Raw genomic sequence first — 17,768 nt, forward strand, 5'->3', positions numbered from 1 at the left:
GCCCCCCGTGAAGGGGCCCGTCCGCGAGGGGGGCGCGTGGTGGGGGCGGGGACAGGGGACGCCGGGCGGGCGCCGTTTTGCCCAACGGGGCGTGTGTCCTCTACCCCCCTGTTACCGCCGTCCTCCTAGCGTCGTGATCATGACGATCAGAGTTCTTCTCGCCTCCCTCGCGGCGGGGGCCGCGGCCCTGCCGGCCGGGGCCGTGCCCCCGGCGCCCCCGGCTTCCCCGGCTTCCCCGGCTTCCCAGGCTTCTCCGGCCCTGACCGGCGCCCCGGCCGCCGCCGTCGAGGACCTGACGATCCGCTCGGTGACCCTGCGCCCCCCGGCCCCGGTGGTCGGCCCCGCCGACTCGGTGCGCATGGTGGTGGAGGTGGTGGCCCGGGGCGTCGCCGGCCCCGAGGGAGTGACGATCAAGGTCGAGCCGGGCCTGCCGCCCGGCTCGGTGGACACCTTCTTCCCCCTCACCGCTCCCCACCGGCAGGCCCGTCCCGGCAAAACCCCCGCGCCCCGCCCGGGAGGCGGCCCCGGCGGCGCGCCCGGTCCCGCACCCCGGCCGGGCCACGGTCACGGTCACGGTCACGGCCACGGTCACGGCCATGACCGGGGCCCGGCCCTCGCGCCCGGTCCGGCACCCGTCCGGCCCGCCCCCGCGCGCCTGGCCCCAGCCCGTCCCGGAACGGGGACCGGCGCGTCCGCGCCCGGTGAGGGCTGGGAGACCTGGCGCTTCGTACCGGAGAAGAGCCTGAGCCGCTGGTACCCGGCCGGGCCCTGGACGGTCACGGTCAACGCCGGCGCCGCCGACGGCACCCGGCTCACCGGCTACCGGGGATTCCTGCTGAAGCGCCTGACCAGGTTCGGCGGGGTCCAGGTGGCCAGGCAGGGACCGGCCGTGCGGGTGACGGGCGTGCTGAACCGGGTCGATCCGCAGGGGGACCTCGACTACGCGCCCTTCCCCGGCCAGCCCGTCGAGATCCTGCACCGGCCGGGACGGGAGCACGGCTGGACGACGGTGGCCGAGGTGGTGACCGACGACCACGGGCGCCTCGCCCGGACCGTGCAGGGCCGCACCGGCGGCGAGTGGCGGCTCCGGTTCGAGGGGACGAGCCGCTACGCCCCCAGGGTGGGCGTCGTCCACCGGGTGGCCGCGGGGTAGCGTCAGGCCAGCGCGTGGACCGCGGCGCCGAACAGCGCGGGCATCCGCCGGGCGGCCGGGACGATCAGCCGTCCCGCCGTCCGGTAACGGCGGGTGCCCACCAGCGCTCCGGTGAGCATCCGGTGCCGCCGGGACAGGCGCCGCCAGGCCGGCTCGTACGCCTCCGGGGTGCCCGCCCGCAGGCAGTCCACCAGCAGCCGCGCGGACGTCAGCGCGAGCGACACCCCCTCACCGGTGAGCGCGTCGACGTACCCCGCCGCGTCGCCGACCAGCAGCACCCGCCCGGCGACCCGGGAACGCACCCGCTGGCGCAGCGGCCCCGCGCCGCGCACCGGGGTCGCCGCCGGGCCGTCCAACCGTTCCAGCAGCGCGGGGAAGTCCGCCAGATGCTCGGGGTAGCCGCGCCGCCGCGAGCTCAGCACCGCGACGCCCACCAGGTTCTCGCCCACCGGCGTCACGTACGCCTCGCCGTCGGCCGCCCAGTGCACCTCGACGAAGTCCGTCCACGGGGCGATCGGGTAGTGCCTGCGCAACCCGTACCTGCGCGGCCCGTGAAAGGGCAGCTCCAGGCCCAGCCGGGCGCGCAGCGGGGAGTGCAGGCCGTCGGCGGCCACCATCCAGCGGGCCCGCAGCCCCGCGGCCTCGACCAGGTCGCCGTCCTGCCGTACGTCCTCCACCCTGCCGCGCACGACCCGCACGCCCAGCTCCCGCGCCCGCAGGGCCAGCCCGGCGTGCAGCGTGGTCCGCCGCACGCCCAGGCCGAACCCGTCGCGGAACTCCGCCTCGACCGCGTGACGCCGGTCGAGGTAGCGGATGCCGCGCAGCGGCCTGCCCTCGGCCAGCACGCCCAGCTCCCGCAGGGCCGCGGCGCCGCTGGGCATCAGCCCCTCGCCGCACGCCTTGTCCACCGGTACGGGCCTGGGCTCGACGACCACCGCCTCCATCCCGGCCATGGTCGCGTGGATGGCGGTGGCCAGCCCGGCCGGTCCGCCGCCCGCGATCAGGACGTCGATCACCCGGTTTCCCGCCCGCCGGCCGGTGCCGACGTGCCGGGCGACGCGCCCGATGACGCGCCGGCCGGCGGGCCCGCCGACGCGGCCAGGGCCTCCTCCTCGCAGCGGATCCGCACCACCATCAGTGCGGCGTTGAGCACGGTGAAGGCCAGCGCGGTGATCCACGCGCCGTGCACCAGGGGCAGTGCGGCGCCCTCCACGGCGACCGCGACGTAGTTGGGGTGGCGCAGCCAGCGCAGCCGGTAGGGGCCGCGCTCCACCAGCGGCATCCCGGGGACCACGACCACCTGGGTGTTCCACTGCGGCCCCAGCGCGGTGATGCACCACCAGCGCAGTCCCTGCGCGGCCACCACCAGGGCGAACATCGGCCAGCCGAGCGCCGGGACGAAGGGCCGGTCGGCCAGCCCCGCCTCCAGCAGGCATCCGGCCAGCAGGCCGGTGTGCAGGGCGACCATCCACGGATAGTGGCCCCGCCCGTAGGTCACTCCGCCGCGCTCCGCGCTCCAGCGCGAGTTGCGCCGGGCCACGACCAGTTCGGCGACGCGCTCCAGCCCGACGAGCAGCAGGAGCAGCAGGTACCAGGACGACAGATGCCAGGACATCGGGCTCCTACCAGCGCAGCAGTACGAGTTCGGAACAGAAGCCCGGCCCCATCGCCAGCAGGAGCCCCGGGGTGCCGGGCGGCGGCGGCCGCAGGGCCAGGGTATCCCGCAGGACGTGCAGGACCGAGGACGAGGACAGGTTCCCGATCGTGGCGAGCGAGCGCCAGGTGAGGTCCAGCGCGCCCTCCGGGAGCTCCAGCGTCTCCTGCACCGCCTCCAGCACCTTGGGGCCGCCGGGGTGGCAGACCCACGCCGTCACGTCCGCGCCGGTCAGCCCGTGGTCGGCCAGGAAGTCGCGCACGTCGTCGGCCAGGTAGGTGCGCACCACCTCCGGGACGCTGGCGTCCAGCACCACGCGGAAACCGCTGTCGCCGACGTCCCAGCCCATCACGTGCTCGGACCCTGGATACAGGTGGCTGCGCGAGGCCACCACCTGGGGACCGGGCGCCGGGGACGCGGCCGCGGCCGCGGAGAGCCGGGACGTCCCGGACGCGGGGGAGGTCCCGGCGGGACCGGAGGGGCCGGGTGTCCCGGGCGCCCCGCTCGCCGGGGAGGACCCGGCAGGACCGCAGGGCCGGGTCGTGGCCGCGGTCACCGCGCCGGTGCCCGCGCCTGTGCCTGTGCCCGCGGCACCGGACGGCTCGTCCTGGCCGGGGACGCCCGCGGCGTCCGTCCCGTTCCCCGGGGACGACACCGGCGCCGACGGCGGGCCGTAGAACACCCCGGCGCGGCGCGGACGCCACTCGTCGCCGCAGGCCACCACGGCCGTCGCGCCGTCACCGAACAGGGCGCTGGCCACCATGTTGGCGATGGAGGCGTCACCGCGCTGCAGGGTCAGCGAGCACAGCTCGACCGAGAGCAGCACGGCGAGCTGGTCCGGCCAGCCGTGCAGGTAGTCGTGCAGGCGGCCGATCCCGGCTGCGCCCGCGACGCAGCCGAGCCCGAAGATCGGGGTCCGCTTGACGTCCGGGCGCAGCCCGAGCCGGCCGGCGATGCGCGCGTCCACCGACGGTGCCGCCAGGCCGGTCACCGAGGTGAAGATGATCATGTCCACGTCCTCGGGCGCCGCCCCGGCGTCCTGGAGCGCGCCGCTCACCGCCTCGACGCCCAGTTCCATCGCCGTCTCGACGAAGGCGGCGTTGGCCGCACCGAAACCGTCCAGCTTGGCGTACCGTTCCAACGGCAGCGCCAGGTGGCGGGACTCCACCCGCGCGGAGGCGTGCAGCCGGTCGAGCAGCAGGCGGCTGGATCCCTCGGGCAGGCACGCCCGCGCGAACGCGTCGGTGATGTCCGCCTGGGAGTGCCGGTTCGGTGGAAGCGCGCCGCGGACAGCGACGATTCGCGTCATCTGAACAACCACCCCCGGCTTACGAAACGTAGACACCTCCCTTTTGCCCAGCCGAGTCCTTCGCATGCGTGGCGACGACCGCGATGCCCGCTTTCCGGGACGGCCCGGCTTACCATCGGTCCGTGACGACGAGCCGGTCCTCGAATCCGCGCCCGGGGCCGGTGCTCCGGGCCGCGCCGGCGTTGCTGCTGGCCTGCCACCCGGTGCCGACCGTGGCGGTGACCGTCCTGGTGACCGCGCTGGCCGTGGCGAGCGGGCGCGACGCGGCCGGGTGCGTCCTGGTGGCCGCGGCCGTGCTGACCGGGCAGCTCTCGGTCGGCTGGTGCAACGACGCGGTGGACGCGGCGCGCGACGCCGCCGCGGGCCGTACCGACAAACCCGTCGCCGGTGGCGCGGTGAGCGGGCGCGCGGTGTGGGCCGCCGCGTTCACCGCGCTGGCGCTCTGCGTGCCGCTCTCGCTGGCCTCAGGGCCGGTGGCCGGCGCCGTCCACCTCGTCGGCGTCGCCGCGGCCTGGGCCTACGACCTCGGGCTCAAGGCGACGGTGCTCTCCTGGCTGCCGTACGCGGTGGGGTTCGGCTCGCTGCCGGCGTTCGTGACGCTGGGCCTGCCGGGACAGCCCTGGCCGGCCTGGTGGGCGATCCCGGCCGCCGCGCTGCTGGGCTGCGGGGCGCACCTGGCCAACGTGCTCCCCGACATCCCGGCGGACCTCGCGGGCGGGATCCGGGGCTGGCCGCAGCGGCTGGGCGCCGCCCGCGTCCGCGCCCTGATCCCGGTGCCGCTGCTGGCGGCGACGGCCCTGCTCGTCCTGGGGCCCGGGGGATCGCCGGGGCCGGGAGGCTGGGCGGCCCTGGCCGTGGCCGGGGCCTTCACCGCGGGCGGGCTGGCGCTGGGCCGCGGCTCACCGCGCGTGCCGTTCGCCGCGGCGATCGCGGTCGCCGCGGTCGACGTCGCGCTGCTCCTCGCCGGCGGTACCGCCCTCACCGCTGCCTGACCCGCGCCCCGGCCCCCCGGGCTTCCGCTCCCGGGGCTTCCCGCTCCCGGGTCTCCCGGCCCGTTCCCCGGGCCCCCGGCCCCTTCCCGTCTCCCGTTCCCGCCTCCCGTTCCCCGGGCTCCCGGGCGGGAGAGCGCTCAGCGCGCCGCCGTGGACACCGGGGTGTCCCAGGAGACGCGGTAGTCGTACATCCAGGCCATCGCGTTCCCCTTCGCCACCTGACGCATGACCACCGGCAGCACGAGGTCGCGGACGAAGGCGCCCGCGCCCCCCGGGGCCTTGCCGCTCCCGTTCCGCCTGCCCTGCGCCACGATCCGCTCCACCCGGTCGCGGCGCAACCGCTCGAAGGCGGCGAACGCGTCCCGGGTCCCGGGGACGTCGCGCAGGCACGTGGCCAGCACGACCGCGTCCTCGATCGCCATGGAGGCCCCCTGGCCCGCCGAGGGCGAGGTGGCGTGCGCGGCGTCGCCCACGATGACCATGCGGTCGTTGAACCAGCGCGGCACCGAGGGGAAGTCGTAGGTGTTCCAGGCGGGCGGGATGTCTCCGGCCGCGCGGATGATGTCGAGCATCGGCCCGGTGTCGTCCCGGAAGAGCTCCTCCAGCCGGGCGCGCCACTGGTCCGGGGTGATCGCCGCGAGCTCCTCGCGGGTCGGCTCCCTGGGGCTCGGCGGGTTGGCGAACCACCACACCTGGCCGTCGGGGTGGACCAGGTAGCCGAAGAAGCACTTCTTGCCGAAGATGAAGTGGCTCGTCCCCGGCTCACCCGGCACGGTGACGCCCGTCGCGAAACCGCCGGTGTTCAGCAGCCCGACGTGCCGGGCACGGGGAGCGCCCGGGTCGATGAGCGTGCGGGTGCGCGAGCGCAGCCCGTCGGCGCCGATCAGCAGGTCGCCCTCGGCCGTGCCGCCGTCGGCGAAGACCGCCCGCACCCCGTCGCCGGTGATCGAGGCGTCGACCAGGCGCCTGCCGTAGGTGATGCGCACGCCGCGCCGTACGGCCTCGTCGCGCAGCGTGCGGTAGAGGTCGGCGCGCTTCACCGTCCGGCCGGGCTGCGCCAGGGAGGCGAGCCGCCTGCCGCGGCTGTTGAAGATCAGCATTCGGGGCGAGTCCATGCCCAGGGAGGCGACCTGCTCGCGCAGGTCGAGGACGCGCAGGGCCTCGAGCCCGTTGATCGCGATGGTGAGGAAGGCCCCCACGCTGTCGGAGCCGCGGTCGTAGGCCTCGAAGACCTCCACGTCGAGGCCGGCCCGCCGCAGGGCCATGGCCGTCACCGGGCCGGCGATGCCGCCGCCGATGATCAAAGCTTTTTTAGTCATGAGATGACTATACATAGAATGACTATGGTTCGTCGCCCCGTACGATGGGTCCCATGTCCACGAGGCGCTCACCCCTGGCCATGGCCCTGCTCTCCCTGGTCTCCGAGGCGCCGATGCACGCCTACCGGATGCAGCAGCTGATCAAGGAGCGGCACAAGGACGACGTGGTCAACGTCGCGCAGCGCAACAGCGTGTACCAGACCATCGACCGGCTGCTGCGCGACGGCCTCATCGCGGTGCGCGAGACCCTGCGCGAGGAGAACCGCCCCGAGCGGACCGTCTACGAGCCCACCGAGACGGGGCTGGAGACGCTGCGGGCGTGGATGCGCACGATGCTCTCCACCCCGGCCCGGGAGTTCCCGGAGTTCCCCGCCGCGCTCGCCTTCCTGCCCGTGCTGCCGCCCGACGAGGTCCGGGCCGCGCTCGACGAGCGCCTGGAGGCGCTCGCGGCGCAGCTGGCGAGGCTGGAGGGCGACCTGGTGGAGGGGGCGGCCTTCCTGTCCCGGGTGTTCCTGGTGGAGTCGGAGTACCAGCGTGCCGTGCTGCGGGCCGAGCTCGACTACGTCCGCGAGCTCGCCGACGACCTGCGCGCCGGGCGGATCACCTGGCACCGCCCGCAATAGGAAAGGGCGTTTCGGATAGCCGTTCGGTCGTCATCCGGCTGGAAACAAAAGCGGATCGGCGGGCCCGCCGACGTCCGGAAAGCTTTTTCTCAAACCGTGTTAAGGGAATGACCGAAACGCCGGGTCAAGGGCGGGAAGCGCCTACTTCTCTCGCCGGGAATGCCTTTTCTCGCCATTCTCCTATTTCGTTATTGGTTTTGTGGGTTTTCATGGCGAGACCGGCGTCCCGGCGTCGGCCTGCATCCTTCCTGCGGCCGGACGGCCGCGTATCCGCGCCGCTCCGGGGCGTGACCGCCCTGTGGGCGGGGAACGAGGCGCAGGTGGCCGCGGGCGTTCCGGGAGGCCGCTCGTCCGCCCCGGACCAATGATATTTCCCCCCATTGACACCTTCTGGACATTTAGGGAATATGCAGAAGGTTTTCATTCGGCCCCCACATGATCGAAAAACTCGCCGGGTCTTCCGGACGGGTTCCTGAAGCGATTCAGTCCTCTTTTCCGACCGATGCGGGCCTTTTCCGGTCCGCCGACCTTCCGTGCCCGCGACGGGCGCCCTCCACGTTCACCGCCGCCACCCCCGACGCCACCGGCACCGCGTGACCACGACCGCGCCGGCGGTGTGACCGCGCCTGCCCCGACGCCCCGACGCCCCGACGCCCCGACGTTTCCGACGAGAAGACCAGCCAGCCCAGCACCGAGGAGCCCGACGGTGAACACAGACGAGGAGGGGGCGGCGCCCACCCTGCCGTCATCGCAGACCCCGCAGACCGGGAAGGCCCGCCTGGCCCTGCACGGCGGTGACCCCGTCCGGCGCACCCCCTGGCCGACCTACGACAAGGGGGCCGTCTTCGTCCACCCCGAGGACGAGGAGGCGGCACTGCGCGCCATCCGCAGCCACCTGTACTTCCGCTACGACTACCGGGCCCAGCACGACACCGAGTGCGGCAGGTTCGAGGAGGACCTGTGCCGCTACCTCGGCAGCAGGCACGCGCTGGCCGTGTCCAGCGGCACCACCGCGATCGCGCTCGCCATCATGGCGGCCGGCATCCCGCCCGGCTCCCTGATCGCCTGCCCCGGCTTCACCTTCGTCGCCACCCCCAGCGCCATCGTGCTCGCCGGATGCACCCCGCTGCTGGTGGAGGTGGACGAGAACCTGCAGATGGACCTGGACGACCTGCGCCGCCGCTGGACGCCCGGGATCAAGGGGATCCTGGTCGTCCACATGCGCGGTTTCGCCGCCGACGTGGAGGCGCTGACGCGCTTCGCCGCCGAGATGGGCGTACCGCTGTTCGAGGACGCCGTCCCGGCCTTCGGCGCCGAGCTGAGGGGCCGCAAGCTCGGCACCTTCGGCCTCGCGGGCGCCTTCAGCACCCAGTCCGACAAGTCGCTCAACTGCGGCGAGGGCGGGTTCCTGGCCACGGACGACAGCGTGCTCTTCGCCCGCGCGGTGGTGCTCTCCGGAGCGTACGAGGGGCGTTTCCGCAGGCACTTCCCGGACGGCGACCCGCCGATCGCCACCGACCTGGACCTGCCGCTGCTCAGCTTCCGGATGGACGAGATCCGCGCGGCCCTGCTGCGCGCGGAGATGAAACGGCTGCCGCTCCGGCTGGAACGCTTCCGGACCAACTACGCCTACGTGGCCCAGGCGCTCGCCGACCTCCCGCAGATCGCCATCCGCCGGCCCGTGGCGCCCGGGGCCTACCTGGGCGAGGCGTTCATCTTCCGGGTCCCCGGCGCGGACGCCGGGTGGTTCGCCCGCGCCCTGTGCTGCGAGGGCGTCGACGCGCGCAACCTCGGCTCCGACAGGGACACCAACGTGCGGGTCTTCTGGAACTGGCGGTTCCTGTTCGGCGACCAGGACGTCGAGGAGATCAAGGCGCTGCTGCCCGCGACCACCCGGCACCTGCGGGAGGCGGTCGACGTCCCGCTCTCCTCCAGCCTCTCGACCGAGGACTGCGACCACCTGATCAGGGCGGTCCGCAAGGTCGCGGGCGCACTCGGCACGAACCGTCACGCGCCCGATCCGGTACGCCCCGATCCGGTAGGCCCCGATCCGGTGCGGTCCGGGCCGGTCGGCACCGCTCCCGCCGGGCAGTAGCGGTGGACGCCTCCGCCGGGGGGAGCCGGATCCCGCGCCTGGCCCTCTTCGGGGTCTTCGGCGGCCTGTTCTGCGGCTACCTGGGACTGACCGCGGCGATCCCGGTGCTGCCGGGCTTCGTCCGGGAGCGCTTCGGCGCCGGGGACCTCGCGGTCGGGCTGGTGGTCACGGCGACGGCGCTGACCGCGCTGCTGGTGCGTCCCGTCTCCGGCCACCTGGCCGACAGGTACGGCCACCGGCGCGTCATGGGCGCGGGCGCGCTGCTCGTCGCCGCGGGCGGCCTGCTGTACTTCCTCCCGCTCGGCCTGGGCGGTCTCGTCGCCGTCCGCCTGCTGGTCGGCGTCGGCGAGGCGTCGCTCTTCACCGCGGGCGCCGTCTGGGTCGTGTCGCTCGCGCCGCACGAGCGCCGCGGGCAGCTGATCGGCCTCTACGGCGTCAGCATGTGGGGCGGGATCTCGGCCGGGACCTTCCTCGGCGCGACGCTGCTGAACCTCGGCTACGGCGCGGTCTGGGGTTTCACCGCCGCCGCCGCCCTCCTCGGCCTGCTGCTGATCCTCTCCGTCCCGGCGGCCACCCGCACCGGCCGGCCCGCCGCGCAGGCACCGGCCGCGCGGGCACCGGGCGACGGGAGGGGGCGGCCGGGCCGGTGGCAGACCCTGCTGCCGCGCCCGGCCCTGCTGCCCGGCCTGGCACTCGCGCTCGCCTCCGCCGGATACGCCGGCGTCGCCGCCTTCGTCGTCCTGCACCTGCAGACCAGGGGCGTGGGCTCGGGCGTCGTGGCGCTCAGCGTCTTCAGCGCCGTCTACGCCGGCACGCGGCTGGTCATCGGCCACCTGCCGGACCGGCTCGGGGCACGCCGGGTCGCGACCTGGTCCGGCGTCGGCGAGGCCACCGGGCTCGCGATCATCGCCCTGGCACCGAACCTGCCCGTCGCCGTGCTCGGAAGCGTGGTGATGGGGGTCGGGTTCTCCCTGCTGCACCCCTCGCTGGCCCTGATGGTGATGGACCGCGCCGACCCCTCCGCGCAGGGGGCCGCGCTCGGCGCCTACACCTCCTTCTGGGACCTGGGCCTGAGCGTCTGGGGACCGCTGACCGGGGTGGTCGCGGCCGTCTTCGGGTACCCCGCCGTCTTCGTCGCCGGCGCCTGCTGCGCGCTGGCGGCCGTGGCGGTGGCGCTGAGTGTACGCCCGCCGGACACCGAGCCGGCGGCGGTGAGTCGAGTCAGGAGCACGCCTTGAACACATCGGACCGGTCACCGCTCACGATCCTGTGCATCACCGGCTGGTGCCGCAACGGCAGCACCATCATCGGCAACATCCTCAACGAGGTCCCGGGGGTCTTCCACGTCGGGGAGCTGCACTTCCTGTGGAGGAACTCCGTGGGCAGGGGCGCGAACGGTTCCTGCGGCTGCGGCAGGCCGCTGACCGAGTGCGCGCTCTGGTCGGAGGTCCTGCGGACCGTCCGGCCCGACGGGCTCTCGGCGAAGGCCCACGCCGACGCCGTCATCCGCCGCCAGCGCTCCTGCGTGCGGACCCGCCACACCTGGCGCGTCCTGCGCCGCGGCCTGTACCGCGACGACGTCCGCGAGCACGCCGCCCTGATGACGCGGACCTACCACACCGTCGCCGGGCTGACGGACGCGCGCGTGATCGTCGACACCACCAAGATCCCCGGCGAGGCGGCCCTGCTGCCGTACCTGGACGGGGTGCGGCCCTACTACGTCCACCTGGTACGCGACCCGCGCGCGGTCGCCCAGTCCTGGAGCAGGGAGAAGGACTACTGCTACGTCATGTCGTCCCCGAAGAGCACGGCCTACTGGCACGGCTTCAACGTGGCCTCGCAGGCCATCCTCCGGCACCACCGGGAGCGGTCGGTGTTCCTGCGCTACGAGGACTTCATCGCCGACCCCGAGACGACGATCGGCAGGCTGCTCCGGTTCTGCGGCGCCGACCCGGCGGGCAACCCGGTGCGCGGCCGGACGGTCGAGCTGCACACCAACCACACGGTCACCGGCAACCCGGACCGCTTCAACACCGGCACCACCCTCATCAGGGACCGGGACGACTCCTGGACGACCCGGCTGCCCCGGCGGGCCCGGCTGGCCGCGACGACGCTGTCGTGGCCGCTGTTCGGAAGCTACGGCTACACCCGGGGCGGCCCGCTCCACGCCGTCCCGCGTACCGGGACCACCAGGCCACCGGTGAACGAGGAACGCCAGAAGGAGGACGGTTGGACCTGGGACTGAACGGCAGGGTGGCGCTCGTCGCCGGTGGATCGAGCGGGCTCGGTCTCGCCGCGGCCATGGAACTGGCCCGGGAGGGCGCGCACGTCGCGATCGGCGCGCGAGACCCCGGCCGGCTCGCCGAGGCCGGGCGAAGGCTGAAGGAGGTGGCGCGCGGACGCGTCCACACCACCGTCGTCGACATCACCGACGAGGCTGCGGCCCGCCGCTGGGTCGGCGACGTCGCCGCGGACCTCGGCGCGCTCCACGTCGTCCTGGTCAACGGCGGCGGCCCGCCGATCGGCACGGCCTCCCGGTTCGAGCCGTCCGAGTACCGGGAGGCCGTCGACAGGGTGCTGCTCCCGGCGGTGACCCTCGCCCTGGCGGCGCTGCCGCACCTGCGGGCCGCGCGCTGGGGACGGCTGCTGTTCGTGACCTCGGAGACGGCGAGCGTCCCCGTCGCCCAGCTCGCGCTGTCGGGGGTGACCCGCGCCGCCGTCGTGCGCTTCGCCCAGTCCCTCGCCACCGAGGTCGGCCGCGACGGGATCACCGTCAACGTGCTCGCGCCGGCCGCCACCCGTACCCCGCCGGTGGAGCGGGCCGCGGCCAGGCTGGCCGGGGACGGCGGCGACCCCGAGGCGGAGCTGCGCGCCATGGGACGGCACAACGCGCTGGGCCGCATCGCGACCCCCGAGGAGTTCGCCGCCGTCGCCGCCTTCCTCGCGGGGGAGCGGGCCTCGTTCGTCACCGGCGTGGTCCACCTGATCGACGGCGGCGCCAGCGTGACGGGGGCCGAACCGGACCACCTCACCTCCGCCACCAAGGACACCTACACCTGACGCCCGGCACGCCCGCCGGGACCCCGCGAGGGTCCTCACGGGCGCCGGACCGCGCGGCACCGAGAACGAGAAAGGAACCCGTGATGTCAGCCACCGGCCACGTGTACACCGAGAGGGACGTCGAGGACTTCTTCGACGAGACCCTGCACACCTACCTGAGCTTCTGGGACGGCGACGGAGTCCTGCACACCGGGTACTTCGCCGGCGACACCGACGACGACTACCGCGCCGCCGCCGAGCGGACGTCGGAGATCCTGGCCGCGGACGCCGGGATCGACGGCTCGTCCCACGTCCTGGACGTCGGCTGCGGCTGCGGCAACTTCCTGTTCCACCTGGCCGGGCGGTTCGGCTGCCGAGGCGAGGGACTCGACCTCAGCGCGGAGCGCGTCGCGTTCGCGCGGCAGGCGCTCGACGCGCGCGACGGCCTCGACCTGGCGTTCCGCCAGGGATCGGTGACGCGGATGCCCTACGAGGCCGGCACCTTCAGCCACGTCGTCAGCCAGGACGCGCTCTGCCTGGTACCGGACAAGCCGGCCAGCCACGCCGAGATCCACCGCGTCCTGCGGCCCGGGGGGATCTTCGCCTTCTCCGACTTCCTCCAGCCCAGGGAGGAGATCGGCGAGCGCGCCCGCAAGCACGTCTACGACCGGGTGAGGTGGAACGGGGGCTACTCGTTCGTCGGGTACCAGGCGGCCCTGGAGCGCGCCGGCTTCGAGATCCTCCTGGCCCGCAACCTGGAGAGCCACATCCGCCAGACCTACCGCGTCCTGGGAAGGACGGCCGCCGAACGCGCCGGGGCGACCACGGACACCGCGGCCCGCGACTGGATGCTGGCCTTCTCCGAGTCCTGCGCGGAGATCCAGGTCGCCATCGACGACGGCGAGTTCGGCTGGGGCATGTTCGTCGCCCGCAAGCCGCGCACCGCCACGCCCTAGTGCCGGAGACAGTGCCGGAGACAGTGCCGGAGACAGCGACGGGAACGGCACCGGAGACGGTGCCGGAGCAGTGCCGGACCAGTGCCGGAGAAGCGCCGGAGAAGCGCCCGTCAGTACCTGCCGCACCGGTGCCCGCCGGTGCCCGACCACCAGTGAGCGAGGAAGCCATGCAGCGCGCCGAAGGCGTGAAACGGACGATGGCCGAGGTCGTCGCCCAGCGGAAGAACGAGATGTCACCGGGCCGGATGTTCGTGGAGGCCTGCGCCGCCAAGGGACTCGAGGCCTCCGTCGAGTACGACGTGACGATCACCGACTCACTGACCAGCTCGCGCAGGAAGCCCCGCTACCCGGCGCGCAACATGCTCAAGGTCGTCGACCTGTCCAGGGACCCCCGGCGCTTCTACTGGCACGAGAGCCCGCCCCGGCCGGGCGACCCCGAGGTCGACGACGCCGACCTGAGGCGGGAGGCGGCCAACCGCTTCCACCGGTCGCCGATCCCGGAGCTGTGCACCACCACCGCGTGGGTGCAGGTCCCGCCCGACCTGTGGGAGGACCCCGAGACCTTCGAGTCCTTCATCAACTACCGGCTGATCGTCCGGCTCGGCACGGCCGAGAACCACACCATCATCCGCGGTGAGGGCGGGCTGCTGAACATCCCGGGAATCCCGCGGATGACGTCGAGGGGACCGTTCGGCTCGACGATCCTCGCGGCCTGCAACGAGGCGGAACAGATGGGCGGCACGGCCGACGGGCTCATCATCAACCCCGTCGACTACTACCGGTTCATGGGACAGGGCGGCCTGATGGACGACCTGGAGCGGAACGGCGTCTTCATCGTCCGGACCCGCCTGGTCGACCCGGGGACCGCCATCGTCGGCGACTTCGGGCACGGCGCCCAGCTCTTCGACGCCGGACGCTCGGTGATCCGCTTCGACGAGCCGCCTCCGGGCACGTTCGCCGAGCCCGGTATCGCGCTCAAGGCCGAGATCTACGAGCGGGTCGTGGTCAACCTGCTGACCAACTTCTTCATCGTGACCCTGTAGAGGACGCCACCATGCCGGCGATGCCCGCCCCGAGCACCCCCGTCCCCCTCCGACGCGACCCGGACGTCCTCGTCATCGGCGGCGGCATCGTCGGCCTGTTCTGCGCCTACCACCTGCGCCTCGCGGGCCTGAGCGTGACCGTCGTGGAACGCGGGCCGGTCGGCGGCCCGCAGTCCTGCTCGTACGGCAACACCGGCTTCGTCGGGACCCAGGGCGCGCTCCCGCTGGCCGAACCCGGCGTGATGGCCCAGGGGCTGCGCTGGCTGCTCGACCCGGAGAGCCCCTTCCACATCAGACCCCGCCCGGACCCCGCCCTGCTGTGGTGGCTGTGGCACTTCCGCCGCGCCTGCAACGAGCGGGACGCCCGGGCGGGGTTCCGCGTGCTCGTCGACATGAAGAAGCGGAGCCTGGACATCCTCCGCGAGCTCTGCTCCTCCGGCGACCTCGCATCGGCCTTCACCGCCCAGGGCATGCTGCTCACGTACCGGACCCGGCAGGGGTTCGAGAAGGCGTGCCGGTCGGTGCCCGCGACGGTGGCCGGTGGCGTGCCGCTGCGCGTGCTGGAACCGGGGGAGCTGCGCGAGCTCGAACCGGACACCGAGTTCGACGTCCACGGCGCCCTGTACAACGAGGAGGGCGCCTACCTGCGCGTACCCGAGTTCCTCACCGGCCTGGCCCGCACGCTGCGCGGGATGGGCGTCGAGATCCACGAGCGGACGGAGGTCGTCGGCTTCGGGACCGGGGGAGGAGAGGTCAGGCGGGTCAGGACCACGCGCGGAGACCTCACCCCCGCCGAGACGGTCGTCGCCGCGGGAACGTGGTCGGCGGAGTGCGCCCGCGGGCTCGGCGTCGGCCTGAACCTCCAGCCCGCGAAGGGCTACTCGATCACGGTCAAGGCGCCGGCCGGCGGCCCCCGGCTGCCGGTCCTGCTCGGCGAGGGAAAGGTGGCGCTCGTACCGCTCGGCGACCGCCTGCGCTTCGGCGGGACCCTGGAGCTGTCCGGCATGGACGCCACCGTCTCCCGCCGGCGGGTGGACGGCATCCTGCGCACCGTCCGCACCTACCTTCCGGGGATGGAACGGACCGAGATCCTGGAGACCTGGAGCGGGTTCCGGCCGTGCAGCCCGGACGGCCTCCCCTTCCTGGGGCGGGCCGGCTCCTACCGCAACCTCTCCGTCGCGTGCGGCCACGGCCACATCGGCATGGGTCTCGCGCCGGTCAGCGGCAGGCTGATCGCCCAGATCGTCACCGGGGAGCCACCCGAGACGGACCTCGCGCCGCTGCGCCCCGGACGCTACGGCGGCCTTGCGCGCCGTCTCCGTCTCCGGCGCTGACCGCGGGCCGTCCACGCCGATCCGGCGGGCCGTCCATGCCGATCGGCCCGGAGAGGGAACCCGCACGCCCCCGACACGACACGGAACCGCACGGGAGAGGACCGCCGTGAAAGCCGAGACCGAGACCGGAGCCGCGAGCAGGACCGGAGCCGAGACCGAGACGGGACGCGAGGTCGCCATCGGTGTCATCTGCATGGACACCTCGTTCACCAAGATCCCCGGGCACATCCGCAACCGGGCCACCTTCGACTTCCCCGTCCTCTACCGGGTCGTGGAGGGCGCGACCGCCGAACGCGTGGTGACCCAGGCCGACCCCCGGCTGCTCGGCCCGTTCGTCGACGCGGCCCGGGACCTCCAGGCGCGGGGCGCGGCGGCCGTCACCAGCGGCTGCGGTTTCCTCGCCATCTTCCAGCGGGAACTGGCCGACGCGGTCACGGTGCCGCTCTACTCCTCCAGCCTGATCCAGGTGCCCATGGTCGCCCGCATGATCGGCTCGGACCGGAAGGTCGGCCTGCTGGTCGCCAAGGAACGCTCCCTCACCCGGCGTCATCTGGAGGGGGTGGGAGCCGAGAACGTCCCGGTCTGCGTGGCGGGCATGGAGGAACAGCCGGAGTTCCGCGAGGTCATGCTGGAGGCCCGGCGCCCGGACCTGGACGCCGCCCGCCTGGGCCGCGAGGTGCTCGGCCAGGCCGAACGGCTGGCCCGGGACAACCCCGACATGGGGGCGCTCGTCATCGAGTGCACCGACCTGGTGCCCTACGCCCACGCCGTCCAGGAACGGATCGGCCTGCCGGTCTTCGACATCGTGACGCTCACCGAGATGGTCCACAGCGGCCTCACCCGCCGGCCCTTCCGCACCCCCTGAGCACCCACCGAGCACCCACCGAGCACCGACCGAACACCGGCCCGATCAGGTGCCGCCCGGCGACCCGGCGGGCCGGGGAGCACCCCGGTCGCTCCCGGCTCCTCCTCGTGGCCGGAACGCCGTCCCGGCCACGAGGAGGGCGGGCTCACCCCTTGTAGTTGAACACCTGGCGCAGCGTGTGCTGGACCGCGACCAGGTCCTTCTGGTCGGCCATCACCTGGTCGATCGACTTGTACGCCTCCGGGTGCTCGTCCACCAGGGCGGCGGCCCGGTCCGCGTTCCAGGTGCGGCCGCGCATCGCCTCGGTCAGCGACGCCGCCGACAGCTCCTTCTTGGCCCTGGTACGCGACATCCTGCGGCCCGCCCCGTGGGAGCAGGAGTTGTACGACATCGGGTTGCCCAGACCGCGCACGATGTACGAGCGCGTCCCCATCGAGCCCGGGATCACGCCCTCGTCACCGGTGTCGGCCTTGATGGCCCCCTTGCGGGTGATCCACAGCTCCTTGCCGTCGTGGCTCTCCCGCTGGGTGAAGTTGTGGTGGCAGTTGATGGTCCTGACCCGCTGCCCCTTGCCGACGACGCGGAACAGCGCGTCGCTCAGCACCTTGTCCATCCGGGCACGCGAGGCCATGGCGTACGCCTGCGACCAGAGCATGTCCTCGATGTAGGCGGTGAACTCCGGGCTGCCCTGCACCAGGTAGGCCAGGTCCGGGTCCTCCAGGCCGATCGCCTGCCTCTTCATCAGCTTCTTGGCGTCGACGATGTGCTTGGTGGCGAGCAGGTTGCCGATGCCGCGCGACCCCGAGTGCAGCACCGTCCAGACCCGGTCACGCTCGTCCAGGCAGACCTCGACGAAGTGGTTGCCGGACCCGAGGGTGCCGAACTGCAGCGAGACCTTCTTCTCCTGCTGGGGGGTCAGGCCGGTGTGCGGGCGGCCGAGGTCGCTCAGCGCGCGGTCGAGCGACGGGTCGTCGTGACCCTTGCCGACACCGGCCGGGATGCGCCTCTCCACCAGCGGCATCAGCGCGGCGAGGGTGTCGGGCAGGTCGGAGGCGGTGAGCGTGGTCTCGGTCGCGACCATGCCGCAGCCGATGTCGACGCCCACGGCGGCCGGGATGATCGCCCCTTCGGTGGGGATCACCGATCCGACCGTCGCGCCGATACCGATGTGCGCGTCGGGCATGAGGGCGACGTGGCCGGAGACGAACGGCAGGCGGGCGGCGCGCGCGGCCTGCATGATCGTACCCTCGTCGATCTCGCTGGCCCACGACACCAGGTTCGGTGCGGGATGGTTCGGCATGATGATCTCCTTCGTTGCGAGATCCAGTCTGCCCATCGACGATGCGATATCCCACCCATTTTACCGGGGCCTGCCCGGATGCGACG

The 17,768-nt window shown here is 73.6% G+C and carries 16 protein-coding genes; 11 read left to right on the plus strand and 5 right to left on the minus strand.

The features are described 5' to 3' along the window. The first annotated feature begins 139 nt into the window (after positions 1 to 139). Complete coding sequence (locus ACZ6RT_RS02410; RefSeq protein ID WP_470151993.1) at positions 140 to 1,153, plus strand: hypothetical protein; 1,014 nt, start codon at positions 140 to 142, stop codon at positions 1,151 to 1,153. A 2-nt stretch (positions 1,154 to 1,155) separates the two neighbouring features. On the opposite strand, the gene ACZ6RT_RS02415 is transcribed toward ACZ6RT_RS02410, so the two are convergent. The 3 genes from ACZ6RT_RS02415 to ACZ6RT_RS02425 are packed head-to-tail and all read right to left on the minus strand — an operon-like array spanning position 1,156 to position 4,116. Then, complete coding sequence (locus ACZ6RT_RS02415; RefSeq protein ID WP_399188518.1) at positions 1,156 to 2,169, minus strand: NAD(P)/FAD-dependent oxidoreductase; 1,014 nt, start codon at positions 2,167 to 2,169, stop codon at positions 1,156 to 1,158. Next, positions 2,166 to 2,768, minus strand: coding sequence for an isoprenylcysteine carboxyl methyltransferase family protein (locus ACZ6RT_RS02420; RefSeq protein WP_399188520.1), 603 nt, complete (start codon positions 2,766 to 2,768; stop codon positions 2,166 to 2,168). The genes ACZ6RT_RS02415 and ACZ6RT_RS02420 overlap by 4 nt, the downstream gene beginning before the upstream one ends. 7 nt (positions 2,769 to 2,775) lie before the next feature. Next, a complete protein-coding gene (locus tag ACZ6RT_RS02425) occupies positions 2,776 to 4,116 on the minus strand; it encodes a type III polyketide synthase (RefSeq protein WP_470151995.1) in 1,341 nt (446 codons plus the stop codon). Between the two features lie 122 nt (positions 4,117 to 4,238). Here ACZ6RT_RS02425 and ACZ6RT_RS02430 point away from each other — a divergent pair, with 122 nt between their 5' ends. After that, the gene (locus ACZ6RT_RS02430; protein WP_399188524.1) at positions 4,239 to 5,108 is read left to right on the plus strand and encodes a UbiA family prenyltransferase; all 870 of its coding nucleotides are present in this window, start codon (positions 4,239 to 4,241) and stop codon (positions 5,106 to 5,108) included. Between the two features lie 137 nt (positions 5,109 to 5,245). Here ACZ6RT_RS02430 and ACZ6RT_RS02435 read toward each other — a convergent pair whose 3' ends face one another. Then, positions 5,246 to 6,427, minus strand: a complete 1,182-nt coding sequence (locus tag ACZ6RT_RS02435; RefSeq protein WP_470151996.1) for an FAD-dependent oxidoreductase — start codon at positions 6,425 to 6,427, stop codon at positions 5,246 to 5,248. Positions 6,428 to 6,480: 53 nt separating this feature from the next. Here ACZ6RT_RS02435 and ACZ6RT_RS02440 point away from each other — a divergent pair, with 53 nt between their 5' ends. The 9 genes from ACZ6RT_RS02440 (at position 6,481) to ACZ6RT_RS02480 (ending at position 16,382) form a co-directional block, all read left to right on the plus strand. Next, a complete protein-coding gene (locus tag ACZ6RT_RS02440) occupies positions 6,481 to 7,050 on the plus strand; it encodes a PadR family transcriptional regulator (protein ID WP_399188528.1) in 570 nt (189 codons plus the stop codon). A 706-nt stretch (positions 7,051 to 7,756) separates the two neighbouring features. Then, on the plus strand, positions 7,757 to 9,145 hold the full coding sequence (locus tag ACZ6RT_RS02445; protein WP_470151997.1) for a DegT/DnrJ/EryC1/StrS family aminotransferase: 1,389 nt from the start codon (positions 7,757 to 7,759) through the stop codon (positions 9,143 to 9,145). Between the two features lie 2 nt (positions 9,146 to 9,147). Beyond that, positions 9,148 to 10,383, plus strand: a complete 1,236-nt coding sequence (locus ACZ6RT_RS02450; protein ID WP_399188532.1) for an MFS transporter — start codon at positions 9,148 to 9,150, stop codon at positions 10,381 to 10,383. Then, positions 10,380 to 11,390, plus strand: coding sequence for a sulfotransferase (locus ACZ6RT_RS02455; protein ID WP_399188534.1), 1,011 nt, complete (start codon positions 10,380 to 10,382; stop codon positions 11,388 to 11,390). The genes ACZ6RT_RS02450 and ACZ6RT_RS02455 overlap by 4 nt, the downstream gene beginning before the upstream one ends. Further along, a complete protein-coding gene (locus ACZ6RT_RS02460) occupies positions 11,375 to 12,205 on the plus strand; it encodes an SDR family NAD(P)-dependent oxidoreductase (RefSeq protein ID WP_399188536.1) in 831 nt (276 codons plus the stop codon). The genes ACZ6RT_RS02455 and ACZ6RT_RS02460 overlap by 16 nt, the downstream gene beginning before the upstream one ends. Positions 12,206 to 12,288: 83 nt before the next feature. After that, the gene (locus ACZ6RT_RS02465) at positions 12,289 to 13,140 is read left to right on the plus strand and encodes a class I SAM-dependent methyltransferase (protein ID WP_470151999.1); all 852 of its coding nucleotides are present in this window, start codon (positions 12,289 to 12,291) and stop codon (positions 13,138 to 13,140) included. Positions 13,141 to 13,307: 167 nt separating this feature from the next. After that, positions 13,308 to 14,183 carry a family 3 encapsulin nanocompartment shell protein gene (locus ACZ6RT_RS02470; protein WP_399188540.1) on the plus strand — a complete coding sequence of 292 codons (876 nt, stop codon included), beginning with the start codon at positions 13,308 to 13,310 and terminating at the stop codon, positions 14,181 to 14,183. Between the two features lie 20 nt (positions 14,184 to 14,203). Then, positions 14,204 to 15,517 (plus strand): NAD(P)/FAD-dependent oxidoreductase, encoded by a 1,314-nt coding sequence (locus ACZ6RT_RS02475; RefSeq protein ID WP_470152001.1) that lies wholly within the window; start codon positions 14,204 to 14,206, stop codon positions 15,515 to 15,517. A gap of 106 nt (positions 15,518 to 15,623) precedes the next feature. Continuing rightward, positions 15,624 to 16,382 (plus strand): aspartate/glutamate racemase family protein, encoded by a 759-nt coding sequence (locus tag ACZ6RT_RS02480; RefSeq protein WP_470152002.1) that lies wholly within the window; start codon positions 15,624 to 15,626, stop codon positions 16,380 to 16,382. A gap of 145 nt (positions 16,383 to 16,527) precedes the next feature. On the opposite strand, the gene ACZ6RT_RS02485 is transcribed toward ACZ6RT_RS02480, so the two are convergent. After that, positions 16,528 to 17,682 (minus strand): RtcB family protein, encoded by a 1,155-nt coding sequence (locus ACZ6RT_RS02485; protein WP_399188546.1) that lies wholly within the window; start codon positions 17,680 to 17,682, stop codon positions 16,528 to 16,530. Positions 17,683 to 17,768 lie beyond the last annotated feature (86 nt).

Source organism: Streptosporangium sp. NPDC050148, assembly GCF_055586505.1.